The 24,143-nt window shown below is 72.0% G+C and carries 21 protein-coding genes and 1 pseudogene; 12 read left to right on the top strand and 10 right to left on the bottom strand.

Annotated features, from left to right (window positions below):
• The first annotated feature begins 28 nt into the window (after window positions 1–28).
• Together ABZ478_RS31265 and ABZ478_RS31260 are read left to right on the top strand one after the other, a co-directional pair.
• Window positions 29–799, top strand: a complete 771-nt coding sequence (locus ABZ478_RS31265; protein ID WP_359554528.1) for an ABC transporter permease — start codon at window positions 29–31, stop codon at window positions 797–799.
• A 47-nt stretch (window positions 800–846) separates the two neighbouring features.
• Window positions 847–1,857 (top strand): COX15/CtaA family protein, encoded by a 1,011-nt coding sequence (locus tag ABZ478_RS31260; protein ID WP_359554526.1) that lies wholly within the window; start codon window positions 847–849, stop codon window positions 1,855–1,857.
• Between the two features lies 1 nt (window position 1,858).
• On the opposite strand, the gene ABZ478_RS31255 is transcribed toward ABZ478_RS31260, so the two are convergent.
• The 4 genes from ABZ478_RS31255 to ABZ478_RS31240 form a co-directional block, all read right to left on the bottom strand.
• Window positions 1,859–2,596 carry a nucleotidyltransferase gene (locus tag ABZ478_RS31255; protein WP_359554523.1) on the bottom strand — a complete coding sequence of 246 codons (738 nt, stop codon included), beginning with the start codon at window positions 2,594–2,596 and terminating at the stop codon, window positions 1,859–1,861.
• Window positions 2,597–2,635: 39 nt separating this feature from the next.
• On the bottom strand, window positions 2,636–3,742 hold the full coding sequence (locus ABZ478_RS31250; protein WP_359554521.1) for an amidohydrolase family protein: 1,107 nt from the start codon (window positions 3,740–3,742) through the stop codon (window positions 2,636–2,638).
• 100 nt (window positions 3,743–3,842) lie between these two features.
• Complete coding sequence (locus ABZ478_RS31245; RefSeq protein ID WP_359554519.1) at window positions 3,843–4,175, bottom strand: hypothetical protein; 333 nt, start codon at window positions 4,173–4,175, stop codon at window positions 3,843–3,845.
• Between the two features lie 69 nt (window positions 4,176–4,244).
• Window positions 4,245–5,198, bottom strand: coding sequence for a heme o synthase (locus ABZ478_RS31240; protein ID WP_359554517.1), 954 nt, complete (start codon window positions 5,196–5,198; stop codon window positions 4,245–4,247).
• A gap of 378 nt (window positions 5,199–5,576) precedes the next feature.
• Between ABZ478_RS31240 and tkt the strand changes: the two genes are divergently transcribed.
• The 7 genes from tkt to ABZ478_RS31205 all read left to right on the top strand — a co-directional run bounded on the left by tkt (window position 5,577) and on the right by ABZ478_RS31205 (window position 13,345).
• Window positions 5,577–7,664, top strand: a complete 2,088-nt coding sequence (gene tkt, locus ABZ478_RS31235) for a transketolase (RefSeq protein ID WP_359554514.1) — start codon at window positions 5,577–5,579, stop codon at window positions 7,662–7,664.
• Between the two features lie 33 nt (window positions 7,665–7,697).
• Window positions 7,698–8,816 (top strand): transaldolase, encoded by a 1,119-nt coding sequence (tal, locus tag ABZ478_RS31230; protein WP_359554512.1) that lies wholly within the window; start codon window positions 7,698–7,700, stop codon window positions 8,814–8,816.
• 10 nt (window positions 8,817–8,826) lie between these two features.
• Window positions 8,827–10,356, top strand: coding sequence for a glucose-6-phosphate dehydrogenase (gene zwf, locus ABZ478_RS31225; RefSeq protein ID WP_359554667.1), 1,530 nt, complete (start codon window positions 8,827–8,829; stop codon window positions 10,354–10,356).
• Window positions 10,353–11,396, top strand: coding sequence for a glucose-6-phosphate dehydrogenase assembly protein OpcA (gene opcA / locus ABZ478_RS31220; protein WP_359554511.1), 1,044 nt, complete (start codon window positions 10,353–10,355; stop codon window positions 11,394–11,396). The genes zwf and opcA overlap by 4 nt, the downstream gene beginning before the upstream one ends.
• On the top strand, window positions 11,393–12,175 hold the full coding sequence (gene pgl / locus ABZ478_RS31215; RefSeq protein WP_359554509.1) for a 6-phosphogluconolactonase: 783 nt from the start codon (window positions 11,393–11,395) through the stop codon (window positions 12,173–12,175). Before opcA ends, pgl begins: the two co-directional genes overlap by 4 nt.
• A 187-nt stretch (window positions 12,176–12,362) precedes the next feature.
• Window positions 12,363–12,860, top strand: a complete 498-nt coding sequence (locus tag ABZ478_RS31210) for a lamin tail domain-containing protein (RefSeq protein WP_359554508.1) — start codon at window positions 12,363–12,365, stop codon at window positions 12,858–12,860.
• 11 nt (window positions 12,861–12,871) lie between these two features.
• Window positions 12,872–13,345: a hypothetical protein gene (locus ABZ478_RS31205; protein ID WP_359554507.1), complete on the top strand. Its 474-nt coding sequence runs from the start codon at window positions 12,872–12,874 to the stop codon at window positions 13,343–13,345.
• Window positions 13,346–13,398: 53 nt separating this feature from the next.
• Here ABZ478_RS31205 and ABZ478_RS31200 read toward each other — a convergent pair whose 3' ends face one another.
• The 5 genes from ABZ478_RS31200 to ABZ478_RS31180 form a co-directional block, all read right to left on the bottom strand.
• Window positions 13,399–14,238 (bottom strand): carbohydrate ABC transporter permease, encoded by an 840-nt coding sequence (locus tag ABZ478_RS31200; protein ID WP_358931653.1) that lies wholly within the window; start codon window positions 14,236–14,238, stop codon window positions 13,399–13,401.
• Window positions 14,235–15,593 (bottom strand): ABC transporter permease subunit, encoded by a 1,359-nt coding sequence (locus ABZ478_RS31195; RefSeq protein WP_359554504.1) that lies wholly within the window; start codon window positions 15,591–15,593, stop codon window positions 14,235–14,237. The genes ABZ478_RS31200 and ABZ478_RS31195 overlap by 4 nt, the downstream gene beginning before the upstream one ends.
• Window positions 15,594–15,601: 8 nt before the next feature.
• A complete protein-coding gene (locus tag ABZ478_RS31190) occupies window positions 15,602–16,927 on the bottom strand; it encodes an ABC transporter substrate-binding protein (protein WP_359554502.1) in 1,326 nt (441 codons plus the stop codon).
• Between the two features lie 49 nt (window positions 16,928–16,976).
• The gene (locus ABZ478_RS31185) at window positions 16,977–18,638 is read right to left on the bottom strand and encodes a glycoside hydrolase family 13 protein (RefSeq protein WP_359554500.1); all 1,662 of its coding nucleotides are present in this window, start codon (window positions 18,636–18,638) and stop codon (window positions 16,977–16,979) included.
• Window positions 18,639–18,780: 142 nt separating this feature from the next.
• Window positions 18,781–20,052, bottom strand: a complete 1,272-nt coding sequence (locus ABZ478_RS31180) for an ABC transporter substrate-binding protein (RefSeq protein ID WP_359554497.1) — start codon at window positions 20,050–20,052, stop codon at window positions 18,781–18,783.
• A gap of 129 nt (window positions 20,053–20,181) precedes the next feature.
• Between ABZ478_RS31180 and ABZ478_RS31175 the strand changes: the two genes are divergently transcribed.
• The 3 genes from ABZ478_RS31175 to ABZ478_RS31165 all read left to right on the top strand — a co-directional run bounded on the left by ABZ478_RS31175 (window position 20,182) and on the right by ABZ478_RS31165 (window position 23,887).
• A complete protein-coding gene (locus ABZ478_RS31175) occupies window positions 20,182–20,697 on the top strand; it encodes a PadR family transcriptional regulator (protein ID WP_359554494.1) in 516 nt (171 codons plus the stop codon).
• Entirely contained in the window at window positions 20,694–21,443 is a 750-nt protein-coding gene (locus tag ABZ478_RS31170) for an ABC transporter ATP-binding protein (RefSeq protein ID WP_358931641.1), read from the top strand. The genes ABZ478_RS31175 and ABZ478_RS31170 overlap by 4 nt, the downstream gene beginning before the upstream one ends.
• A 161-nt stretch (window positions 21,444–21,604) precedes the next feature.
• A complete protein-coding gene (locus ABZ478_RS31165) occupies window positions 21,605–23,887 on the top strand; it encodes an FtsX-like permease family protein (protein WP_359554492.1) in 2,283 nt (760 codons plus the stop codon).
• A 61-nt stretch (window positions 23,888–23,948) separates the two neighbouring features.
• On the opposite strand, the pseudogene ABZ478_RS31160 reads toward ABZ478_RS31165, so the two are convergent.
• Window positions 23,949–24,143 (bottom strand): annotated as a pseudogene (locus tag ABZ478_RS31160) (glucose-6-phosphate isomerase); the annotation flags it as partial.

The following is a 24,143-nucleotide window of genomic DNA, read 5'->3' as shown; positions in this document are numbered from 1 at the left end:
TGGAGACCACGGGCAAGGAGCTGCGTTCATGACCACCGCATCGGGTACCTACACCCCCAAGCCGGGCGCGGCGCCCCTGCCCCGCATGATCGCGGCGCAGGCGGCGCTGGAGACGCGGATGCTGCTGCGCAACGGCGAGCAACTGCTGCTGACCGTCGTGATCCCCACCCTGCTGCTGGTGCTGTTCAGCTCCGTGGACATCGTGGACACCGGCAAGGGCGAGGCCGTGGACTTCCTCGCGCCCGGCGTCCTCGCACTCGCCGTGATGTCCACGGCGTTCACCGGGCAGGCCATCGCGACCGGCTTCGAGCGCCGCTACGGCGTGCTCAAGCGGCTGGCGTCCTCACCGCTGCCCCGCTGGGGCCTGATGGCCGCGAAGACGGCGTCGGTGCTGGTCACGGAGATCCTCCAGGTGATCCTGCTGACGGTGATCGCGTTCGCCCTCGGCTGGTCCCCGCACGGCAACCCCTTGTCCGTGCTGCTCCTGCTGGTCCTCGGCACGGCCGCCTTCTCCGGGCTCGGCCTGCTGATGGCGGGCACGCTGAAGGCCGAGGCCACGCTGGCCGCCGCCAACCTGGTCTTCCTGCTGCTGCTCGTCGGCGGCGGGGTGATCGTCCCGCTGAAGAAGTTCGGCGCCGGTCAGCACGTGCTCGGTCTGCTGCCGATCTCGGCGCTCTCCGGCGGCCTGCGGGACGTCCTCCGGCACGGGGCCGGGGTGCCCTGGGGCGACCTGGGGATCCTCGCGGTGTGGGCGGTGCTGGGACTGACCGCGGCGGGGAAGTTCTTCCGCTGGGAGTGAGGCCGGGAGTGGACCCTCGTGAAACCGTGCACAAGCGGCGGCCTACCATGGTGCACGTGCCAAAGCTGACCCGTGCCGACGCCACCGCGGCGCTGCGCAACCCGCTCGCCTTCATCGCCGACCGCTGGACCCCGGATCCCCGGACCGTCCGGCGGGCGGCGCTCGCCGCGCTCGTCATGTCGGTGATCATCGTGATCACCGGCGGCGCTGTCCGCCTCACCGGCTCGGGCCTCGGCTGCCCGACCTGGCCGACCTGCACCGACGACTCGCTGACCACCACCCGGGCCATGGGCTTCCACGGGGCCATCGAGTTCGGCAACCGCATGCTGACGTACGTGCTGTGTGCCGTCGTCGGCTGGGCGATCATCGCCGCGCGTGCCGAGAAGCCGCGGCGGCGGAGCGTGACCCGGCTGGGCTGGGCGCAGTTCTGGGTGGTCATGGGCAACGCGGTGCTCGGCGGGATCGTCGTCCTGGTCGGCCTGAACCCGTACACGGTCGCCGCGCACTTCCTGCTCTCCTCGGCGCTGATCGCCATCGCCACGGCGATGTGGCAGCGCACCCGCGAGGGCGACGGGGTGCCGCGGCCGCTGGTCGGCAAGGCGGTGCAGCAGCTGGTGTGGTTCCTGGTGGCCGCGTCGGTGCTGCTCATCGGGGTCGGCACGGTGGTGACCGGGGCCGGTCCGCACGCGGGTGACTCCTCGGAGGTCGCGCGGATCCCGATCGACTGGGAGACGGTCTCCAAGCTGCACGCGGTGCTCGCGTGGATCGTGGTCACGCTGACGTTCGCGCTGTGGTTCGTGCTCAAGGCGGTGGACGCGCCCAGCGGGCCCCTGGCACGCACCCGGGAGCTGTTCCTGATCCTGCTCGGGCAGGGTGTCATCGGCTACTTCCAGTACTTCACGCACCTGCCCGAGGTCCTCGTCGCCCTGCACATGCTCGGCTCGTGCCTGGTGTGGATCGGGGTGCTGCGGGTGCTGCTGTCGCTCCGGGAGCGTCCCGGGGCCGCCCTCGACCAGCCCGGCCCCTCGGCCGAGGTGACGGTGGGCACGCCCGCCTGAGTCACCCGTACGCGGTGACCAGCGCGTCGATCGCCGGTCCCAGGTAGGCCCGGGTCAGCTCGGCGCGGCCGGCGAGCCAGGCCTCGTCGCGCGGGGCGGGAGTGCCGTAGCGCCGGCGGGTGATGTCCTCGACGACCTCGGCCGGCGCGCCCAGGGCGGTCAGTTCGGTCAGTGCCTCCCGCTTCGGGATCAGCCGTCCGTCGCGCAGGGTGACGGTGGCGCGGGCGAAGGTGAGCAGGCCCAGGTCCACCCACACGTCCTGCCGCCACAGCCGGGCACGGTCCACGTGGGGCCGCCAGTAGTCCCGCTGGTCCCGTACGACGAACTCCTTCAGCTGCCGGTCCGGCACCGGCGGCAGCAGTCCGGCCGGCGGCCCGCCGTGCAGCACCCGGCCGAAGTCGTGCAGTTCGCGCCGGGTCACGGGAGTGACCGGCCGGCGCGTCGCACGGCCGTGCGCCCAGGTCAGGTGGGACCGGCCGGGGTCCGCCGAGGCGGCCGGGGTGAGATAGGTGCAGTGCAGCCCGGCGGCGAGCGGTTCGGCGCGCAGCCGGCGATGCGTGCGGATCACCCGGCGCACGGTGCCGAGGGTGAGCGGGCCCGGGAGCACCGCGATCAGGTCGAGGTCGCTGCGGCCCTCCTGGTAGTCGCCGCCGGCCAGGGAGCCGTGCGCCCAGAGGGCCAGCGGCCGCAGCGGGGCGAGGTCGTGCAGGAAACGGGCGAGGAGCGCTTCGGTCTGCATGGCAGCAGTCTGTCGGGGGCCCGCGCCGCCGCACACCCCTCAGTCCAGCGCGTAGACCCGCCGCGCGTTGTCCGCCGCGACCATCCGGGCCACCCGCTGGGCGTCGTCCGGGGACCAGGCGTCCTCGGCGACCCAGGCGCCCAGCACCCGGCCCAGGGCCTCACGGAACAGCAGGGCGCCGACGACATGCAGCTCGGGCAGGCCGTGGGCGCCGCTGGAGAAGAGGATCTTGCCGAATGGTGCCAGTTCGAGGATCTCGGCGAGGACCGTGACCGCGCGGGCGCCGGTGCGCACCAGGGCCGCGCCGGAGTCGGCGTACACGTGCGGGAAGACTCCGGCGAGGTGGGCGGCGTGGCGGTGGTACGGGTAGCCGTGCAGCAGGATCAGGTCGGTGCCGAGCCCGGCCGTGGCGCGCACGAAGTCGGTGAGCAGCACCGGGTCGGTGCGGTCGATGCGGGAGCCCGGCTCACCGAGCCCGGCGTGGAGCTGGAGGGGCCGGCCCGAGGCGACCGCGATCCACAGCAGGTGCCGCAGCAGCACCGGGTCGGTCAGCGCCCCGCCCACCCGCCGCCCGGCCAGCCAGCGGCCCGCCGCGCCCCGCACCTCGCCCGGGCCCGGCGGCTCGGGGGCGAGGGCCAGACCGTGCCGGAGACCGGCGACGGAGGTGAAGGCGACCGCCTCGGCGGCGGCCCCGTGCACCGACTCGGCGAGGTTGGCGAGGAAGCACTCGACGGTGCCCGAGGTGTCCGCGACCTGTTCGGCGAGGAGTTCCAGGCGGACGATCTCGTGGGCCTCCGCGTCGCCCGCGGACGCCAGCTCCGCCGGGCCCGTGAGGTCGCCGGGCAGACCGGTGTCGACCAGGTAGGTGGTGATTCCGCTGCCCCGCAGCAGCCGGCGGCCCGCCTCCAGCACGCCCAGTTCCCGGCGCCGGGCCAGGTACCGGGCGGGCGGGCAGTGCGGCTCCAGGCCGAGCAGGGGCGGGCACCAGCGGCGCACGGCGAAGCCGGTCTGGGTGTCGAAGAGGGTGGTGCCCGGTGCGGGCGGTCCCTCGGTGCGCGTGAGCCGGGCCTCGAAGGTGCCGAGGCCCAGCTCGGTGCGCAGCACGCCGTGGCAGTGCTGGTCCACGAGGGACGGCGTTTCGATCATGCGGGCTCCCCGGGGAGGCGCTGCGCTTCTTGCAGGGCCTAACGGGTGAACCCGGGATCCGGTGCCGCCTCGGCGTCCTTCGAACTGGAGGCCGCAGGCGTCAGCCGTTGCCGGGGCCGCCCACCTGGATGCCCGCCATCCGGCTCCACTCGTAGCGGCCGGTCGTCACCTTCGCCGCGAACTCGCCGTCGAAGGACTCGTGGACGGTGATGCCGGCCTTCTCGACGGCCTGCTCGGCGATGGCGGTGCTGGGCGCCACCAGGTCGCCCCAGCCGCCGTCCTCGCCGACGAGCACGATGCGGGCGCCGCGCTCGCCGATGTGGGCCACCTGGCCCTCGGCGCCGCCGTGGGCCTTGGAGAAGGCCCCGATCTGCCGGGCCAGCTTCGCCGCCCTGCGCTCGTCCTTGGGGTCAACCTGCTGCGTGTCTGCCATGGACAGGATGCTACTCACGGGTAGATCGACTGGCGAGAGCAGGGCCCTGTGACGTACGCCCGGCGCGGGTCAGCGCAGGAACGGGTCGACGGCGACCGCGACGAAGAGGATGGAGACGTAGGTGATGGACCAGTGGAACAGCCGCATCTCCTTGAGCTTCACGCCCGTCACCTCGGCCTTCGCCCGGTTCTGCAGCCCGTGCGCCTCCCACAGCCAGAAGCCGCCGGCCGCGAGGGCCACCGCCGTGTAGAACCAGCCGGTGTAGCCGAGCGGGGTGAGCAGCAGGGAGACGGCGACCATCACCCAGCTGTAGATGACGATCTGCCGGGCGACCACCTTGTTGGAGGCGACGACCGGGAGCATCGGCACGCCCACGCGGGCGTAGTCCTCCCTGACCTTCATGGACAGCGGCCAGTAGTGCGGCGGCGTCCAGAAGAACATGACGAGGAAGAGGACGACCGGCGCCCAGGACATCGAGTTCGTCACCGAGGACCAGCCGATCAGCACCGGCAGGCAGCCGGCGATGCCGCCCCAGACGATGTTCTGGGAGGTGCGCCGCTTGAGGATCATCGTGTAGACGACGACGTAGAAGAGGAGCGCTCCGAGGGACAGCCAGGCGGACAGCCAGTTGACGGTGAGCCCGAACAGCAGCGTCGAGACCACGGCCAGGGTGACGCCGAAGACCAGGCATTCGAGCGGGCTGACCATGCCGGTCACCAGCGGCCGCTGCGAGGTGCGGTCCATCAGTGCGTCGATGTCCCGGTCGATGTACATGTTCAGCGCGTTGGCGCCGCCCGCCGAGAGGTAGCCGCCGACGCAGGTCAGCAGCACCAGCTTCAGGTCGGGCACACCCTGCTGGGCGAGGAACATCACCGGAACGGTGGTGATGAGCAGCAGCTCGATGATCCGCGGCTTGGTCAGCGCCACGAACGCCTTGACACGGGCCCCGAACGGCCGGTGAACCGGGCTTTGGCTCGCACCGAGCGCACCCGCTGGACGGGATTCGACGGCCGTCACGCACACCCCTGACAGAGACTCCCAGCGAGCCTCCCCTCGTGAAGGCCGGGTAAGGGCTCGCGCGTACCACGCCACTTTAGACGTTGCCCAGACCCCGGCCTTCGCGGGGGTGGGGTCGTGTTGGCCGACCGCGCGTCCGAGGTGTGGTGGGGCTCGATTGAGCAGTCGGATGAGCGGCTCCGTATTCATCTGCCAAATGCGCTGTCGGCCAGTCGGGAGGCGGATGTCCAAGAGTCCCGGCAGTCTGTAATGACTCGAAAAAACGCACGTCCTTACGGGGGTAGGCTCGAGGCGGCCGGTGGGCAGGAAGTGCGCACCGGCGGCCGGGAGGGGGCACGCCCCCAGGGCCGGCGACCGACATGTGGAGAGGAGCCCTGACCCAGGGTGAGCACCAAGCCGACCACCACAGACCTTGAGTGGACCGAGCTGGACCAGCGGGCCGTGGACACCGCCCGGGTCCTGGCCGCCGACGCCGTACAGAAGGTCGGCAACGGCCATCCCGGTACGGCGATGAGCCTGGCCCCGGCCGCGTACACCCTCTTCCAGAAGGTGATGCGCCACGACCCGGCCGACCCGGAGTGGGTCGGCCGCGACCGCTTCGTGCTGTCCGCCGGCCACTCGTCCCTGACCCTCTACACGCAGCTCTACCTGGCCGGCTTCGGCCTGGAGCTGGAGGACCTGGAGTCCTTCCGTACCTGGGGCTCGAAAACCCCGGGTCACCCGGAGTACGGGCACACCAAGGGCGTGGAGACCACGACCGGTCCGCTGGGCCAGGGTGTGGCCAACGCGGTGGGCATGGCGATGGCCGCCCGCTACGAGCGCGGTCTGTTCGACCCGGAGGCCGCGCCGGGCGAGTCGCCCTTCGACCACTTCATCTACTGCATCGCCGGTGACGGCTGCCTCCAGGAGGGCATCTCCGCCGAGGCGTCCTCGCTGGCCGGGCACCAGAAGCTCGGCAACCTGGTCCTGCTGTGGGACGACAACCACATCTCGATCGAGGGCGACACCGAGACCGCCGTCTCCGAGGACACCGCCAAGCGGTACGAGGCCTACGGCTGGCACGTGCAGCGGGTCGCCCCGAAGCCCGACGGCGACCTCGACCCGCACGCCATCTACGACGCCGTCGAGGCCGCGAAGCAGGTCACGGACCGGCCGTCGTTCATCGCGATGCGCTCGATCATCGCCTGGCCGGCCCCGAACGCGCAGAACACCGAGGCCGCCCACGGCTCGGCGCTCGGCGACGACGAGGTCGCGGCCACCAAGCGCGTCCTGGGCTTCGACCCGGAGCGCAGCTTCGAGGTCGCGGAAGAGGTCCTTGCGCACACCCGCAAGGCGCTGGAGCGCGGCGCGCAGGCGAAGGCCGAGTGGGAGAAGTCGCTGCAGGTATGGCGGGACGGCGACGCCGAGCGCGCCGCCGACTTCGACCGCATCGCCAAGGGCGAGCTCCCGGCGGGCTGGGAGGAGAAGGTCCCGGTCTTCGAGCCGGGCAAGGGCATCGCGACGCGTGCCGCCTCCGGCAAGGTGCTGCAGGCCCTCGGCGCGGTGATCCCGGAGCTGTGGGGCGGTTCCGCCGACCTCGCCGGTTCGAACAACACCACCATCGACAAGGACAGCTCCTTCCTGCCGGCGGGCAACCCGCTGCCGGAGGCGAACCCGTACGGCCGCACGATCCACTTCGGCATCCGCGAGCACTCCATGGCCGCGGAGATGAACGGCATCACGCTGCACGGCAACACCCGCGTCTACGGCGGCACCTTCCTGGTGTTCTCCGACTACATGCGCAACGCGGTGCGTCTCTCGGCCCTGATGCACCTGCCGGTGACGTACGTGTGGACGCACGACTCCATCGGCCTCGGCGAGGACGGCCCGACCCACCAGCCGGTCGAGCACATCGCCTCGCTGCGCGCGATCCCGGGCCTGAACGTCGTCCGCCCGGCGGACGCCAACGAGACCGCGATCGCCTGGCGCGAGATCCTGGGGCGCTACACCAAGGAGTTCGGCAAGGGCCAGCCGCACGGTCTGGTGCTGACCCGGCAGGGCGTGCCGATCTACGAGCCCAACGACGATGCCGCGCGCGGCGGTTACGTCCTGATGGAGGCCGACGGCGGCGAGCCGCAGGTCGTCCTGATCGCCACCGGTTCCGAGGTCCACGTGGCCGTCGAGGCCCGCGAGCAGCTGCAGGCCGAGGGCGTGCCCACGCGGGTCGTGTCCATGCCGTCCGTGGAGTGGTTCGAGGAGCAGGACCAGGGGTACCGGGACTCCGTGCTGCCGCCGTCCGTGAAGGCCCGTGTCGCTGTGGAGGCGGGCATCGGCCTGACCTGGCACAAGTACGTCGGGGACGCCGGCCGCATCGTTTCGCTGGAGCACTTCGGTGCTTCCGCCGACGGCAAGGTGCTCTTCCGCGAGTTCGGCTTCACCGCCGAGAACGTGGCCGCCAAGGCCCGGGAATCCCTGGCCGCCGCCCAGCGCTGACGCTCATATACGACACGTAGGAGATGTAATTCCATGACAGACGCACTGAAGCGCCTCTCCGAGGAGGGCGTGGCGATCTGGCTGGACGACCTGTCGCGCAAGCGGATCACGTCCGGCAACCTCGCCGAGCTGATCGACCAGCAGCACGTCGTGGGCGTCACCACCAACCCGACGATCTTCCAGAAGGCGATCTCGCAGGGTGACGGCTACGACCAGCAGCTGTCGGACCTCGCCGCCCGCAAGGTCACCGTCGAAGAGGCCATCCGCATGATCACCACGGCGGACGTCCGCGACGCCGCCGACATCCTGCACCCGGTCTTCGAGGCCACGAACGGCCAGGACGGCCGGGTCTCCATCGAGGTCGACCCGCGCCTGGCGCACAACACCAAGGCGACCGCCGCCGAGGCCAAGCAGCTCGCCTGGCTGGTGGACCGCCCCAACACGCTGATCAAGATCCCGGCCACCGAGGCGGGTCTGCCGGCGATCGCCGAGACGATCGGCAACGGCATCAGCGTGAACGTCACGCTGATCTTCTCGCTGGAGCGTTACCGCAAGGTCATGGACGCGTACCTCTCCGGCCTGGAGACGGCCAAGGAGCGCGGCCTGGACCTGTCGAAGATCCACTCCGTGGCCTCCTTCTTCGTGTCCCGCGTGGACACCGAGATCGACAAGCGCCTGGACGCCATCGGCACCGACGAGGCCAAGGCGCTGCGCGGCAAGGCCGCCGTCGCCAACGCCCGGCTCGCCTACCAGGCGTACGAGGAGGTGTTCGGCTCCGAGCGCTGGAGCGCGCTGGAGAACGCCGGCGCCAACCGGCAGCGTCCGCTGTGGGCGTCGACCGGTGTGAAGGACCCGGCGTACCCGGACACGATGTACGTCACCGAGCTGGTCGCGCCGAACACGGTCAACACCATGCCGGAGGCCACGCTGCAGGCCGTCGAGGACCATGGCGAGATCCGTGGCGACACCGTCACCGGCACCTACGAGCAGGCGCGCGCCGACCTGGACGCGCTGGAGCGGCTCGGGATCCCGTACGACGACGTCGTACGGGTGCTGGAGGACGAAGGCGTCGACAAGTTCGAGGCGTCCTGGAACGACCTGCTGAAGTCGACCCAGGCGGAGCTCGAGCGCCTCGCCCCCTCGGAGGGCTGAGTTGTCACGCATTCCCGGTTCCGGGGCGAACCCGCTTCGTGACCCCGCCGACCGACGGCTCCCGCGCATCGCGGGGCCGTCGGGCCTGGTGATCTTCGGCGTCACGGGCGACCTGTCCCGCAAGAAGCTGATGCCCGCGGTGTACGACCTCGCCAACCGGGGTCTGCTGCCGCCGGGCTTCTCGCTGGTCGGCTTCGCCCGGCGCGAGTGGGCGAACGAGGACTTCGCCGCCGAGGTCCACGACGCCGTCAAGGAGCACTCCCGGACCCCTTTCCGTGAGGAGGTCTGGCAGCAGCTCATCCAGGGGATGCGTTTCGTCCAGGGCACCTTCGACGACGACGACGCCTTCGACCGGCTGCGCGGCACCATCGAGGAGCTGGACAAGGCGCAGGGGACGGGCGGCAACTTCGCCTTCTACCTGTCGGTGCCGCCGCGTTCCTTCCCGGTGGTCATCCAGCAGCTCAAGAAGCACGGTCTGACCGACCAGTCCTCGGGTTCCTGGCGGCGCGCGGTCATCGAGAAGCCGTTCGGCCACGACCTGAAGTCGGCCGAGGAGCTGAACAAGGTCGTGCACGAGGTGTTCGAGCCGGACCAGGTGTTCCGGATCGACCACTACCTCGGCAAGGAGACGGTCCAGAACATCCTGGCGCTGCGTTTCGCCAACACGATGTTCGAGCCGATCTGGAACCGGTCCTTCGTGGACCACGTGCAGATCACGATGGCCGAGGACATCGGCGTCGGCGGCCGCGCCGGCTACTACGACGGCATCGGCGCCGCCCGGGACGTCATCCAGAACCACCTGCTGCAGCTCATGGCCCTCACGGCCATGGAGGAGCCCGCCTCCTTCGACGCGGACGCGCTGGCGGCGGAGAAGACCAAGGTGCTCGGTGCCGTGCGGCTGCCGAAGGACCTGGGCCGCAGCACCGTGCGCGGGCAGTACGCGGCGGGCTGGCAGGGCGGCGAGAAGGTCATCGGGTACCTCGAAGAGGACGGCATCGACGCCAAGTCGAAGACCGACACCTTCGCCGCGATCAAGCTGGGCATAGACAACCGCCGCTGGGCGGGCATCCCCTTCTACCTGCGCACCGGCAAGCGCCTGGGCCGCCGGGTCACCGAGATCGCGGTGGTCTTCCAGCGGGCCCCGCACTCCCCCTTCGACCACACGGCGACGGAGGAGCTGGGTTCGAACGCGGTCGTCATCCGGGTGCAGCCGGACGAGGGCATCACGGTCCGCTTCGGCTCCAAGGTGCCGGGCACCTCGATGGAGATCCGGGACGTGTCCATGGACTTCGCCTACGGCGAGTCGTTCACGGAGTCCAGCCCGGAGGCGTACGAGCGGCTCATCCTGGACGTGCTGCTCGGCGACGCCAACCTGTTCCCGCGCACGGAGGAGGTCGAGCTGTCCTGGAAGATCCTCGACCCGATCGAGGAGTACTGGGACCGGCACGGCAGGCCCGCGCAGTACAAGTCGGGCACCTGGGGGCCCGTCGAGGCGGACGAGATGCTGGCACGAGACGGACGGAGCTGGCGCCGGCCATGAAGATAGACCTGACCGGCACCACCGCCGGCGCGATCAACAAGGCGCTCGTCCGGGGCCGCCGGGCCATCGGCACCCCCGCCGTCGGCATGGTGCTGACCCTGGTCATCGTCACCGACGAGGAGAACGCCTACGACGCCCTGAAGGCCGCCAACGACGCCTCGCGCGAGCACCCCTCGCGCACGCTGGTGGTCATCAAGCGGGTCTCCCGCTCCCCGCGCGACCGCACGTCCTCGCGGCTCGACGCCGAGGTGCGGGTGGGCGCGGAGGCGGGCACCGGCGAGACGGTCGTCCTGCGGCTGTACGGCGAGGTGTCCGAACAGGCCGACTCGGTGGTGCTGCCGCTGCTGCTGCCCGACGCCCCGGTGGTCGTCTGGTGGCCGGTGAACGCGCCGCTGGACCCGGCGGGCGACCCGCTGGGCGCGCTGGCCCAGCGCCGGGTGACCGACACCTATGCCGCCGAGCAGCCGGTGCGGGAGCTGTCCGCCCGCGCCGGGACCTACGCCCCGGGCGACACCGATCTGTCCTGGACCCGGATCACGCCGTGGCGCTCGATGCTCGCGGCGGCCCTGGACCAGGTGGTGTGCGAGGTGAAGGCCGTCGAGGTGGAGGGCGAGGAGTTCAACCCGAGCTGTGAGCTGCTGGCGATGTGGCTCGCGGACCGGCTGGACGTTCCCGTCCGCCGTTCGCTGTCCGCGGGGCCGGGGCTGACGGCCGTGCGGATGGACACCAGCGAGGGGCCCATCACCCTGGACCGGGCGGACGGCTCGCTGGCCACCCTGTCCATCGAGGGTCAGCCGGCCCGCGCGGTGGCGCTGAAGCGGCGGGACACCGCCGAGCTGATCGCGGAGGAGCTGCGGCGGCTCGACCCGGACGACACCTACGCCTCGGCGCTGGCCTACGGCGTGGAGCGGCTGAACACCGTGCCGGAGCCCGCGGCGGAGCCGGCCGCGGTCGCCGAACCGGTGGCGGAGGCCGCGAAGGCGCCCGCGAAGAAGGCGGCCGCGAAGAAGGCCCCGGCGAAGAAGGCGGCGGCGAAGTGAGCACTCCGCAGCTGGTCGTGCACCGCGACAAGGAACTGATGGCGCAGGCCGCCGCGGCCCGCCTGATCACCCGGATCGTGGACGCGCAGGCCTCCCGGGGCAGCGCGTCCGTGGTCCTCACCGGCGGGCGCAACGGCAACGGCCTGCTGGCCGCGCTGGCGGCGGCACCGGCCCGGGACGCCATCGACTGGGGCCGCCTGGACCTGTGGTGGGGCGACGAGCGCTATCTGCCCGAGGGCGATCCGGAGCGCAATGTCACGCAGGCCCGCGAGGCGCTGCTGGACGCGGTACCGCTGGACCCGGAGCGCGTGCACGCCATGCCCGCGTCCGACGGCCCCCACGGTGCGGACGTGGAGGCGGCGGCGGAGGCCTACGCGGCGGAACTGGCCAAGGCGGCCGGGCCGGAGAACCACGGCCCGGTGCCGACCTTCGACGTGCTGATGCTGGGCGTCGGACCGGACACCCATGTGGCCTCACTGTTCCCGGAGTTGCCCGCGGTCCGCGAGACGGAGCGCACGGTGGTCGGCGTGCACGGCGCGCCCAAGCCGCCGCCGACCCGGGTCTCGCTGACACTCCCCGCGATCCGCTCGGCCCGCGAGGTCTGGCTGCTCGCGGCCGGCGAGGACAAGGCCCAGGCGGTGGCCATCGCCCTGTCGGGCGCGGGCGAGGTACAGGCGCCGGCGGCGGGCGCCCGCGGACGCTCGCGGACACTGTGGCTGCTGGACTCGGCGGCGGCCTCGGGGTTGCCGCGGTCGCTGTATCCACCGGCGTCACCGTGAGGCTCGTCCTTCCGTGACGGACGGGGGCGGCAGGGAGAATTCAACTCCCCGCCGCCCCCTTCGCGTTGCCGTTCGATGACTCCCCTTCAGTCGGATTCTTCACACTTCCCCCACCAGGCGTACATGTACCCCTCATCTTTTGTGTAAGCTCCTGCCCGCATCACTCGCACCATTGAGGGGGGACCTCATGCGTATACGTTTCGCGCTGGCCGCAACCGTCACGGCCGGAGCGGTCGCCGTCACCGTCGCGGCGCCGGCCCAGGCCGCCGAGTACTCCTCCGCCCTGAAGATCAAGGGCGTCCAGTACGACGCTCCGGGGCGGGACTCCAACAGCTGCACCTCGGGCAACACCAAGAGCGAGTACGTGACGATCAAGAACTACTCGCGCACCGCGACCGTGAACCTCAAGGGTTACGTGGTCAGGGACAGCACCAGCAGCAACAAGTTCGTCTTCGCCAAGAACCACTACCTCGAGCCCGGCGACTACGTGAAGCTGCGCGGGGGCCACGGCACCGACTCGGACGCCAAGAACGTCGTCTACCGCCAGAACTGCAACTTCATCTGGAACAACGACAAGGACACCATCCGCCTGTACAAGTCCTCCGGCGCCCACGCGGACACCCACGCCTACACCAGGTCCGCCAACGACCGTGACGGCAACGGCTACATCACCTTCCACGGGTGAGAGCGCGTCACATGACGGACCCGGCACCGGCCGGCATACGGCCGCACCGGCGCAAGCGGCTGTGGGCCGCCTGCGTCGCCCTGCTCGCCGCCGGCGCGGTGGGCTGCGGGTCCACGAACGACACGGCGGCCGGATCCGCCACGCCGGCGCCCCGGCCCACGGTCACCGTGTCCGTGACCGCGACGGTCACCGAGACCGCCGAGCCGGAGCCCGCGCCGACGGTCACGAAGACCCGGACCGTCCGCAAGCCGGGGCCCACGGTCACCGTGACCAGGCGCGCCTCCGGCACCACCGGCACCTCCGGCTCGTCCGGCGGTGTCAGCAGCGGCGGCGGCACCTGCTCCATCACGTCCAACGCGGGCAACTGCTATGCGGCGGGCCAGTTCTGCCGTAACAGCGACCATGGAGCGACGACCACCACCGCGGGCGGTACGCGGATCAGGTGTTCCTACAGCGGGAGCGCCTGGCGCTGGACGTACGCCTGACGCGGAGGCGGCCGGTTTCCACCGGCCGCCTCCGTCGTCCCCGTCAGGTGGGGTCACTTGACCGAGCCCGCCATCACGCCCTGGACGAAGTGGCGCTGGAAGGCGAAGAAGACGATCACGGGGACTATCAGGGAGAGGAAGGCGCCCGGGGCCAGGACGTCGATGTTGCTGCCGAACTGGCGTATCTGGGACTGGAGTTGCACGGTCAGGGGCTGGGAGGAGCTGTCGGCGAAGAGCAGCGCGACCAGCATGTCGTTCCAGACCCACAGGAACTGGAAGATGGCGAGCGAGGCGATGGCGGGGCGCCCCACCGGCAGGACCAGGCGGGTGAAGATGCGCCACTCGCTGCCGCCGTCCATCCGCGCCGCCTCCAGCATCTCCTTCGGCATCTCCGCGAAGTAGTTGCGCAGAAGGAACACCGCGAAGGGCAGGCCGTAGGCGACGTGGAAGAGGACCACGCCGGGGATCGTGCCGAACAGACCGAGCTGCCCGAAGAGTTTGGCCACGGGCAGCAGGCCGATCTGCACCGGCACCACCAGCAGGGCCACCACCAGCAGGAACAGCGGTTCGCGCAGCGGGAAGTCCAGCCAGGCGAAGGCGTATCCGGCGAGGGCCGCGATGACGACGACCAGGACGGTCGTCGGCACCGAGATCAGCACGGTGTTCCAGAAGGCCTGGGTGATGCCGGCGTTCTTCAGCAGCGCCGAGTAGTTGTCGAAGGAGAGCTGCCCCGGACTGGCCAGCGCCGTCCACCAGCCGCCCTTCGCCGTGTCCTGGGCCGAGCGCAGGGAGGACAGGAACAGTCCGGCGAGCGGGGTCACCCAGACCAGGCCGATCACCACGAGGAACGCCTGGACCAGGCCGTTGCCCAGGCCGCGCCTGACCGCGTTCATCGCTGACTCCTTCGGAAGCGGCGGACGTTGAAGACCATCGCGGGGATCACCAGCAGGAGCAGCAGCACGCCGAGGGCGCTGCCGAGCCCCTGGTTGTTGCCGCCGCCGAACGACACGAGCCACATCTGGGTCGCGAGCACGGTGGCGTCCTCCTGCACCGGTCCCGGCGCGATGATGTAGACGAGGTCGAACACCTTCATCACGTTGATCAGGAGGGTGACGAAGACGACCGTCAGCACGGGGGCGAGCAGCGGCACGGTGATGCGGCGGAAGATCTGCCACTCGTTCGCGCCGTCGATCCGCGCCGCCTCCAGCGCGTCCCGGGGCAGGCTCGACAGGCCCGCGCCGATCAGCACCATCGCGAAGCCCGTCCAGATCCACAGGTAGGCGCCGATGATCGCCGGGGTGACGAGAGTCGGGCCGAGCCAGGAGACTCCCTGGTAGGGCGGCGCGAAGTTGGACGCGGGCAGCTTCACCGTGTACGAGCCCGCACGGAGTCCGGTGAAGCGGAAGGAGCCGTCGGAGGAGGACGTGGTGCTCGCGACCGTCCTGCCGTCGCGCAGCGCCTCGACCTTCATGCCGGGCAGGCCGCTCTCCTTCGGGTCGACCCGGCCCTGCTTCCCTCCCCCGCCGGGCGTGAAGTCCAGGTAGACGACGCCGCGCAGGTCACCGGCGGCGGCCGCGCGTCGCGCCGCCGGCCGGGCGGGCGCGGCGTCCCGCGGCAGGTCCCCCGGCAGCACGCCGACCATGGGCAGCGTGACCGAGTCGCCCGGGGAGACGGCCGCGTGGCTGAGGTAGGACCCGTCGCGGCCCTGGTCCAGCAGCCCCTCGCGGCCCCGTGCCGTCGGATACGACGAGGTGCCCTTGAAGGCGTCGTGCACGGAGACCACGGCGGCGTCGAGGACGCCCTTGTCCGGGTCCTCGTCGTAGGCGAGCCGGAAGATGATGCCGGCGGCGAGGAAGGAGACCGCCATCGGCATGAACAGCAGCAGCTTGAACGCCGTGGCCCAGCGCACCTTCTCCACGAGGACGGCCAGGATCAGGCCGAGGCCGGTGAGCAGGGCCGGGGCGACGACCACCCAGATGGTGGTGTTGCGGATGGCCTTCAGCGTCGCCGGGTCGCGGAACATCTCGGCGTAGTTGCCGCCGCCGACGAACCGGGTGCCGGAGGCGTCGAAGAAGCTGCGGCCGACGGAGAACAGCACCGGGTAGACGACCAGCGCGCCGAGCAGGAGAAGGGCGGGGAAGACGAAGAGCAGGGCGACGGTCCGGGCGCGCCGCCGGCCGCGGCGCCCCCGCGCCGCGCCGGCGGCGGGCGGGGCCGCCTCCTTGGACATGAGTGTGGTGGCGGTCATCGGTCCGGTCAGTCCTGGTAGGCCTTGGCCGCGGCGGCCTCGAGCTTCGCCGCGGTCCCCTTCGGGTCGGACGGGTCGCGCAGGAAGTCCTGCAGGAGCTTCCACTCGCCGGTGCCCTTGGTGCCGCCGAAGGCCGCCGGCGCCTGGTCGGACATGTCGAAGCGGACCGAATCACCGGCGCCGACGAGGGACTTGGCGGTGGCACGGGTGACGTCGTCGCCGTAGGAGGCGAGGTCGAGCTTCTTGTTCGGGGACAGGAAGCCGCCCGCCTTCGCCCACACGGCCGCCGCCTCGGGGGTCGCCAGGTACTCCAGGAGCTTCATGCCGGCCTTCGCGTTCTTGCCGTCCTTGAGGACGACGGCCGCGTCGCCGCCGCTGACCACCGGTGCCTTGCCGCCGCCGACCGCCGGGAACGGGAAGAAGTCGGCGTCCTTGCCGATGGTCCGCTGGAACTGGTCGTGGGCGACGCCGGCGACGAAGTCGCCCTCGTAGACCAGGCCGGCCTGCGGCTTGGGTCCGAACACCTTCTCCACCGAGCCGGGGAAGTCGGTGTTGAGGGCGCCCTTCTGGCCGCCCGCGATGAGCTGCTTGTCCTTGAACAGCTTGCCGAGGGTGCCGAGCGCCTGGACGACGGAGGCGTCCGTCCACTTCAGCTTGTGCGTGGCGAGGGCGTCGTACTTCTCGGGGCCGGCCTGGGAGAGGTAGATGTTCTCGAACCAGTCGGTGAGGGTCCAGCCGTCCTGTCCGGCGACGGCGAAGGCGGCGAGCCCGGAGTCGGAGACGGTGTGCCCGGCCTTGAGCATCTCGTCGTACGTCTTCGGCGGCTTCACTCCCGCCTGGGCGAGGGCGTCGGGGCTGTACCAGACGGTCGACTTGTGGGCGGCCTTGAAGTAGAGGCCGTAGAGCGTGCCGTCGACGCTGCCGTACTTCTTCCACACGGGCGCGTAGCCGGCGTCCACGGACTTGCCCGTGGTGGCGGACAGCGGCTTCAGCCAGCCCTTCTTCGCGAACTGCTGGAGCACGCCGACCTGCGGGACCATCACCACGTCGGGCGCGTTGCCGCCCTCGATCTTGCTGCCGACGACCGTGGAGACGTTGTCGCCGGTGGAGACGAACTGGGTCTTGGCGCCGGTCTTCGCGGTGAAGGCGTCCAGCACCTTCTGGAAGTTCTTCTGTTCGCTGCCGGACCAGACACCGGCCACGGTGACCGTCTGGCCGCTGAGCGCCTTGTCGCCGCCGCCGGCCGAGACGGGGCCGCCGCCGCAGGCGGTCGCGCCGAGCGCCAGGGCGAGGGCGGTGCAGCCGGCGAGCAGGGTGGTACGTCGTCGCATCATCTTTGATGTCCCTTCGGGAGGGTGGGAGTTGACGTGGAGCGGGGGGAGGTCAGAGGTCGGTGAGCCACCAGGCGGCCGTCGAGCCGGGCAGCACCCCGGCCGGGCAGGGCCCGCTGGACAGCAGGGGGGTGCCGGCGGCCGGCGCGGGCGTGGGAGAGGCGGTGAAGTTGACGGCGCAGACCAGGCCGTCGCCGCGGACGAAGCCGAGGACGCCGGGCGGGGTGTCCAGCCAGCGCAGCGTGCCCTCGCCCAGCTGCGGCAGTGAGGAGCGCAGTTGCAGGCCGTCGCGGTACAGGTGCCAGAAGGAGCGGGTGTCGGCGAGGGCGCGGTCGGTGGCGTACTCGGCGAAGTACTCCGGCTGCGGCAGCCAGGGCTTGGCGCTCTCCGCGCCGGAGGTGAAGCCGAACGGGGAGGCCTGCCCGGACCACGGCAGGGGCACCCGGCAGCCGTCGCGGATGCGGGCCCGGCTCCCGGTGCGGTGGAAGATCGGGTCGGTGAGCACGTCGTCGGGCAGGTCGACGACCTCGGGCAGGCCCAGTTCCTCGCCCTGGTAGATGTACGCGGCTCCGGGCAGGGCCAGCATCAGCAGCGCGGCGGCGCGGGCCCGGGCGGGGCCGAGGCCGCTGCCGCCGGTGGCGGGCTCGCCGTAGCGGGTGACGGTGCGCACCTGGTCGTGGTTGTTGAGGACCCAGGTGACGGTCGAGCCGGTGCCGGCGATGTCCTGCATGGCCTCGGAGACGACCTTGCGGAAGGCGTCGGCGTCCCAGGGGGCGCCGAGCAGGTCGAAGAAGAAGGCCTGGTGGAGTTCGTCGGGGCGGACGTACTTGGCGTGTTCGCGGGCGGTGGGCACGGAGACCTCGCCGACCAGCAGGCGCTCGCGGCCGTCGCGGGCGGTGTACTCCTCGCAGGTGGCCCGCCACCGCCGCCACACGTCGTGCACCTCGGGCTGGTTCCAGGCCAGCGGGTTGACCGAGTCGCGGGTGCGGGCGTCGGCCTCCGGGTCGTCGGAGTCGGGCAGTCCGGGGTGCTTGAACAGCCCGGCGGCGACGTCGATGCGGAAGCCGTCCACGCCGCGGTCGAGCCAGAAGCGCAGGGTCCGGTCGAACTCCGCGTGGATCTCCGGGTTCCGCCAGTTCCAGTCGGGCTGTTCGGGCGTGAACATGTGCAGGTACCACTGGCCGGGCCGGCCGTCCGCCTCGGTGACCCGGGTCCAGGCCGGGCCGCCGAACATGGCGTGCCAGTTGTTGGGCGGTTCGGCGCCGTCGGGGCCGCGCCCGTCGGCGAAGTGGAAGCGGGCACGGGCCGGGCTGCCGGGCGGGGAGGCCAGCGCCTCACGGAACCACGGGTGCTCGCTGGAGCAGTGGTTGGGGACGATGTCCAGCAGGATCCTGGTCCCGAGCCGCCGGGCGGCCGCCATCAGCAGGTCGAACTCGGCGAGGTCGCCGAAGAGCGGGTCGACGTCGCGGTAGTCGGCGACGTCGTAGCCGTGGTCGTGCTGGGGCGAGGGATAGAACGGGCTCAGCCAGATCCCGTCGACGCCGAGCTTCTTCAGGTACGGCAGTCCGGCGCGCACGCCGGCCAGATCGCCGATGCCGTCGCCGGTGCTGTCGAGGAAGCTGCGGACGTAGACCTGGTAGATCACCGCGTCACGCCACCAATGATGCCTGTTCAACCCTGGGGCCTGTCTCTGTGAAGGGCAGCAGTTATGCATGCATGTTAGGTAGGCGTGTCGCGAGGGTGTCAATGAAAAGAACGGAGGCTACTGAGGAGTTGAGTGCGCAAACAGGGATCTATTGGGGCATCCTGAGCACAGTTGAGATGTCAGCGTTACTTAACAAGTAACTAGGGAAGGGTTATCGGCCGGCGACGGCGTCGAGTTCGCGCGCCAGCCGGCGCACCGCGGCCGAGGGCGTCTGCCGCCCGGTCAGCGCGTCGTGCACGACGGCCTGGACCACCAGGCTGACCTGGTCGTAGTGCGGACTCGTGGGGCGCGGCTCGGCCGACATGACGGCGGCGCGCAGGGTCGGCAGATAGGGGAACCGCGCGATCAGGTCCGGATCGTCGTAGAGGGCGGCGCGCACGGGCGGCAGCGCGCCCCGCGTCAGCACCTGGCGCTGGACGCGCTCGCTCGTGAGGTAGGCGATCAGGCGGGCGGCCGAATCGGGGTGCCGGGCGTGGGTGTTGACGGCCAGGTTGGATCCGCCGAGGACGCTCTTGCCCGGCCCGTCGGGTCCGGGCAGCGGTACCGCGCCGACCCGGCCGGCGACCTTGGAGCCCCGGGCCGAGGCGGCCGCGTAGGCGTAGGGCCAGTTGCGCAGGAAGAGCAGCCGGCCGTCCCGGAAGGCCTCCTTGGACTCCTCCTCCTTGTACGTCAGCGCCGCCTTGGGGATCCAGCCCTCGCGCAGGCCGCGGGCGAGGAAGCCGATGCCCTCGCGGGCCGCGTCGGAGTCCACGGTGACGCGTGCGCCCTCGTCACCGAGGATGGTGCCGCCCGCCGAGTAGACCGCCTCGGCCGCGTTGACCGTGAGGCCCTCGTAGGGCAGGAACTGGCCCGCGTAGCCGTCAAGACCGTACCTCGGCGCGATGGTCCTCGCGTCGCGCTCCAGCTCGGCCCAGGTGCGCGGCGGCGGCACCCCGGCCTTGGCGAGGACGTCCTTGCGGTACAGCAGCAGCCCGGCGTTGGTGACGTACGGGACGGCGTACAGGCGTCCGTCGTACCGGGCGGTTCTCACCACCGGCCTCAGGAAGCTGCGGAGCGGGAAACGGTCGCCGGGCAGCGGGCGGATCCAGCCGGCCGCTGCGAACTCGGCCGTCCAGTTGACGTCGATGTTGAGGACGTCGAACCGGCCCCGGTCGCCGCCGCGCAGGTCGGTGGTCATCTGCGCGTACGTCTCGTCGGCGGAGTCCGGAAGTTCGACGAGGGTCACCTTCTCGCCGGGGTGGGTACGGTTCCAGCCCCGCAGGAGCGGGCCGAGGTAGCTGGTCAGGTCGCCGGCGGTGGCCAGGGTGAGCGGCCCGCGCCCGCCGGTGCCGGTTTCGCCGGCGCGGGCGCCGAAGGCCACGTACCCGGAGAGGACCACGGCGAGAACGAGGAGCCCCCTACCGGCGGCGCGCATCCACCGCATAGGTTCCTCCCTGAACACGTACACCCGGCTCCGGGCACCCTCGCCCGGGAGTCAGAGGCCATGTATACCTGTTAGGTATGGGCGATACTAGGGCCTGGAGCACATTCGCGGACTAGGAGGAGAGCACGAGTGCGCCTGCCCCTCCTGGCACTCCTCGCGCGCGGCCCCGCCCATGGTTACGAGCTGAAGCAGGGCCTTGAGCAACTGCTGGGCTCCGCGTACCCTCAGCCGAACGTCGGCCAGATCTACGTGACCCTCGGCCGCCTCGAGAAGTCGGGACTGATCGAGGGCGAGGACGTCGAGCAGTCGAGCCGGCCCAACAAGAAGGTCTACCACCTCACCGACGCCGGGCGGGAGGCGCTGCACGCCTGGTTCGAGGAGACCGAGGACGAGCCGCGGGTACGGGACGAGTTCTTCATGAAGCTCGCGCTGGCCCCGCAGACCGGTCTCGCCGACCAGATCGCACTCATCAACAGGCAGCGGCGTCAGTACCTCAACACCATGCGCGATCTGTCGAAACTGGCCGCGGCCGAGAGCCGGGACAACCGAATCGCCCAGCTGCTCATCGAGGGCGCGATGCTGCATATGCAGGCCGACCTCGACTGGCTGGAGCGGTGCCAGGAGGAACTGGAGGAACTGGAGTGAACGACGGCTCCGTTCCGCTGCTGCGCGCCGAGGGACTGGTGAAGACCCACCACGGCGAGGGCGCGCCCGCGCATGCCGTGCGCGGGGTCGGCCTGAGCGTGGCGCGCGGCGAGTTCGTGGCGATCACCGGGCCGTCCGGAGCCGGCAAGTCCACGCTGCTGCACCTGCTCGGCGGGCTGCAGCGGCCGGACGAGGGGAGCATCTGGCTCGACGGCCGGTGCACGGACTCCTTCAGCGAGGCGCGCTGGGCGGTGGAGCGCCGCAAGGCCATCGGGATCGTCTTCCAGTTCTTCAACCTGGTGTCGAACCTGTCGGTCGCGGACAACGTCGAGCTGCCCGCCCTGCTCGCCGGCGTGCCCCCGAAGCGGGCCCGGGCCGAGCGCGAGGAACTCCTCGCCGAGCTGGGTCTCGCGGGCAAGGAGCGCAGCATGCCCGGCGAGCTGTCCGGCGGCGAACAGCAGCGGGTCGCGCTCGCCCGCGCGCTGGTCAACCATCCGCCGCTGCTGCTGGCCGACGAGCCCGCCGGCAGTCTGGACAGCAAGGGCACCCGCGAGGTGATGCGGCTGCTGTCCCGCTTCCACGGACGCGGGCAGAGCATCGTCCTGGTCACCCACGACGCCCGGCTGGCCAGCGCCGCCGACCGTGTGATCAGCTTCTTCGACGGCCGGATCGCCGACGACGCCGTCCTGGACGGCGCCCCGCCCCGGAAGCCCGGGACGGCGGGCGTGCTGGAGCTGAGGGACTGATGACGCGCGGACGAACGGTGCAGCAACCGACGGCGCGCGGGCGGGCGACGCACGGAGTGACAGTGCGCGGACCGATGACGCGGCGACCGGCGGCGCGCGGGCGGGCGGCGCACGCACGGACTGCGCGCCGGCGGTGCGGCCGCGGGACCGGGGACTGATTCGTGCGAGCCACCCTGCGCTGGGCCCACTCCGATCTGCGCACGCACCGCGGCGAGGCGCTGTTCATCACGCTGGCCACCGCCGGCATCGTCGCCTCCCTGCTGCTGGCCGCAGCCCTGTTCGGCTACGCCACCAACCCCTGGCAGCGGACCTTCACCCAGGCCCACGGGGCCCATGTGTGGATCCACACCGCCCCCTCGGCGGACGCCCGCAAGCTCGCCCGGCTGGACGGTGTCGAGTCCGTCGCCGGCCCCTATCCCACCGAGTCCGCCACCGTCGCCGGCCGCGGCACCCGGGCCGCGGTGGAGCTGCGCGGCACCGGGCGGCTGCCCTCGGTCGGCCGCCCGGTGCTCACCGCCGGCCACTGGCTGGCCCCCGGGCGGCCGGACGGCGTGGTCCTGGAGAGCCGGCTGGCCCGGGCGCTGCTGGCCGAGCCCGGCGACACCCTCACGCTGCCCGGCACCGCGCGCACGCTCACCGTGGCCGGCATCGCGGACAGCGCCGAGCCCGGCTACAGCCCGGGTTCCCAGCCCGGCCTGGTCTGGGCGCTGCCCTCCGTCGTGCGGGCCCCCGGCGGCCAGGTGACCGGGCTGCGCCTCGGCGACCCGGCCGACACCGACTACGTGGTGCAGCGCGCCGTCACCGTGCTGGGCGCGGGCGCGGTCGGCGAGGTCTCCACCTGGCAGCAGGCGCGGGCCGCGGCGCAGGGTGAGAACCGCCTGCTCGGCCAGGTGCTCGGCCTCTTCGGACTGGGCGCGCTGGCGGCCGCGGGGTTCGCCGTGCACGGCGCGATCGGTACCCGCATCCGCGGCCATCTGCGGGACATCTCGGTGCTGAAGGCGATCGGCTTCACGCCCGGGCAGGTGGTGCGGGTCTTCCTGCTGCAGCACCTGGCGTACGCGGCGCTCGGCGCGGTGGCCGCCGCGGCGCTCACCGAGGGGTGCGGCAGCCGGGTCCCGGGGCGGCTCGGCGACGCGGTGGGTGTGTGGCAGACCCTGCCGGGGCACACCGTGGCACTGTCGGCCGTGCCCGTGGGCGCGGTGCTGTTCATCGGCCTGACGACGGGGCTCGCGGCCTGGCGGGCGGGCCGGGTGCCGCCGGTGCCGGTGCCGCGTCCGTCCGCTCCGGCGGGCGGCCGGCTGACCGGTCTGGCGCGCGGTGCCCTGGGGCTGCGGCTGCCGGCGGCGCTCGTCCTCGGCTGCCACAAGGCGTTCGCGGGCCGCGGCCGGTCGCTGGCCGGAGTGGCCCGGCTGACGCTGCCGCTGACGCTGATCGTGGTGGCGCTCAGCGCCTGGACGACCATCGACCGGTTCCACAGCAGCCCGGAGCGGGTGGGTCTGCCGGCCGCGCTGGCGGTCCGTTCGGACGGCGCCCTGGGCGACGCGCGGGTACGGGCGGTGCTGGCGGCCGACCACCGGGTGGCCACCGCCTATCCGGGGGTCGAGGTGGCCGCGCTGGTGCCCGGCCAGACCGGGACGATCGCCCTGCGCGGCCTCGGCACCCACGACCGGCCCTACCCGTACGCGCTCGCCGAGGGCCGGGCCGCGCGCGGCCCGGACGAGGCGGTGGCCGGGCAGGGGCTGCTCGACCTGCTGCACGTCCGGGTCGGTGACTGGGTGCGGATGACGGTGGGCGAGCGGCCGCAGATCCTGCACATCGTGGGCCGCAGCCTCGAACCGCAGAACGCCGGCCGGGTCGTGACGACCTCCGTGGACACCCTGCGCGAGAACGACCCCGCCCTGTCCCCCGCGTTCTACCAGTTGGGGCTGCGCCCCGGCGCCGATCCGCAGCGGGTCGCGGCCGCCCTCGCCGCGGCCGGGCACGGCCACCTGGACGTGGCAGCAGTGCCGAACCCGGCCGACGGCCTGTCTCCGCTGCGCGCGGTCGTCGCCGGGCTGGTCGCGGTGCTCGCCCTCATCGGTCTGGTCGAGCTGCTCACCGCGATCGGCGGCAGCGTCCGGGAGGGCGAGCGGGACGTGCTGGCCCTGCGGGCGATCGGCATGTCACCGCGGCAGATCGGCGCGATCACCGTCACCACGACGACCTGTACGGCGCTGGCGGCGGCGGTCGCCGCTACGGCACTGGGGCTGCCGCTGGCGCACCGGCTGATCGACGCCCAGGGCGACTCCAGCGGCATCGGTGCCGGGATCGCCCAGTCGCCGCCGCCCGGACTGCTGCTCGCGCTGGGCGCGGGCGCCGTGCTGGGGGCCGCCGCCCTCACCGCGCTGCCCGCCGCGCGGGCGGCACGCAGGCGGCAGGCGGACACGCTGAGCGCGGTGGCCTGAGTACCGGGAGCCGGTACGCCGAGCCGAAGGCGCCCGCCTCCGGCCCGGCGTACCGCACGGGTCAGCTACGGCCGCGCAGCTCCCGGTACTTGGCGACGAGGGCCCGGGTGGAGGCGTCCAGGCCGGGGACCTCCGCGCCCTCGGTCAGGGCCGGTTCGACCCGCTTGGCGAGGACCTTGCCCAGCTCCACGCCCCACTGGTCGAAGGAGTCGATGTTCCACACCGCGCCCTGCACGAACACCTTGTGCTCGTAGAG

The organism is Streptomyces sp. NPDC005706 (genome assembly GCF_040631045.1).
GTDB lineage: Bacteria > Actinomycetota > Actinomycetes > Streptomycetales > Streptomycetaceae > Streptomyces.
The sequence above is the reverse complement of the archived record's forward strand: the minus strand, read 5'-3'. Positions and strand labels throughout refer to the sequence as shown.

Bases quoted from the DNA above. Each gene is read 5' to 3' on its own strand.
- ABZ478_RS31265 (WP_359554528.1), top strand. From the start codon at position 29: ATGACCACCGCATCGGGTACCTACACCCCCAAGCCGGGCGCGGCGCCC.
- ABZ478_RS31260 (WP_359554526.1), top strand. From the start codon at position 847: ATGGTGCACGTGCCAAAGCTGACCCGTGCCGACGCCACCGCGGCGCTG.
- ABZ478_RS31255 (WP_359554523.1), bottom strand. From the start codon at position 2,596: ATGCAGACCGAAGCGCTCCTCGCCCGTTTCCTGCACGACCTCGCCCCG.
- ABZ478_RS31250 (WP_359554521.1), bottom strand. From the start codon at position 3,742: ATGATCGAAACGCCGTCCCTCGTGGACCAGCACTGCCACGGCGTGCTG.
- ABZ478_RS31245 (WP_359554519.1), bottom strand. From the start codon at position 4,175: ATGGCAGACACGCAGCAGGTTGACCCCAAGGACGAGCGCAGGGCGGCG.
- tal (WP_359554512.1), top strand. From the start codon at position 7,698: ATGACAGACGCACTGAAGCGCCTCTCCGAGGAGGGCGTGGCGATCTGG.
- opcA (WP_359554511.1), top strand. From the start codon at position 10,353: ATGAAGATAGACCTGACCGGCACCACCGCCGGCGCGATCAACAAGGCG.
- ABZ478_RS31210 (WP_359554508.1), top strand. From the start codon at position 12,363: ATGCGTATACGTTTCGCGCTGGCCGCAACCGTCACGGCCGGAGCGGTC.
- ABZ478_RS31205 (WP_359554507.1), top strand. From the start codon at position 12,872: ATGACGGACCCGGCACCGGCCGGCATACGGCCGCACCGGCGCAAGCGG.
- ABZ478_RS31200 (WP_358931653.1), bottom strand. From the start codon at position 14,238: ATGAACGCGGTCAGGCGCGGCCTGGGCAACGGCCTGGTCCAGGCGTTC.
- ABZ478_RS31195 (WP_359554504.1), bottom strand. From the start codon at position 15,593: ATGACCGCCACCACACTCATGTCCAAGGAGGCGGCCCCGCCCGCCGCC.
- ABZ478_RS31190 (WP_359554502.1), bottom strand. From the start codon at position 16,927: ATGATGCGACGACGTACCACCCTGCTCGCCGGCTGCACCGCCCTCGCC.
- ABZ478_RS31185 (WP_359554500.1), bottom strand. From the start codon at position 18,638: ATGCATAACTGCTGCCCTTCACAGAGACAGGCCCCAGGGTTGAACAGG.
- ABZ478_RS31180 (WP_359554497.1), bottom strand. From the start codon at position 20,052: ATGCGGTGGATGCGCGCCGCCGGTAGGGGGCTCCTCGTTCTCGCCGTG.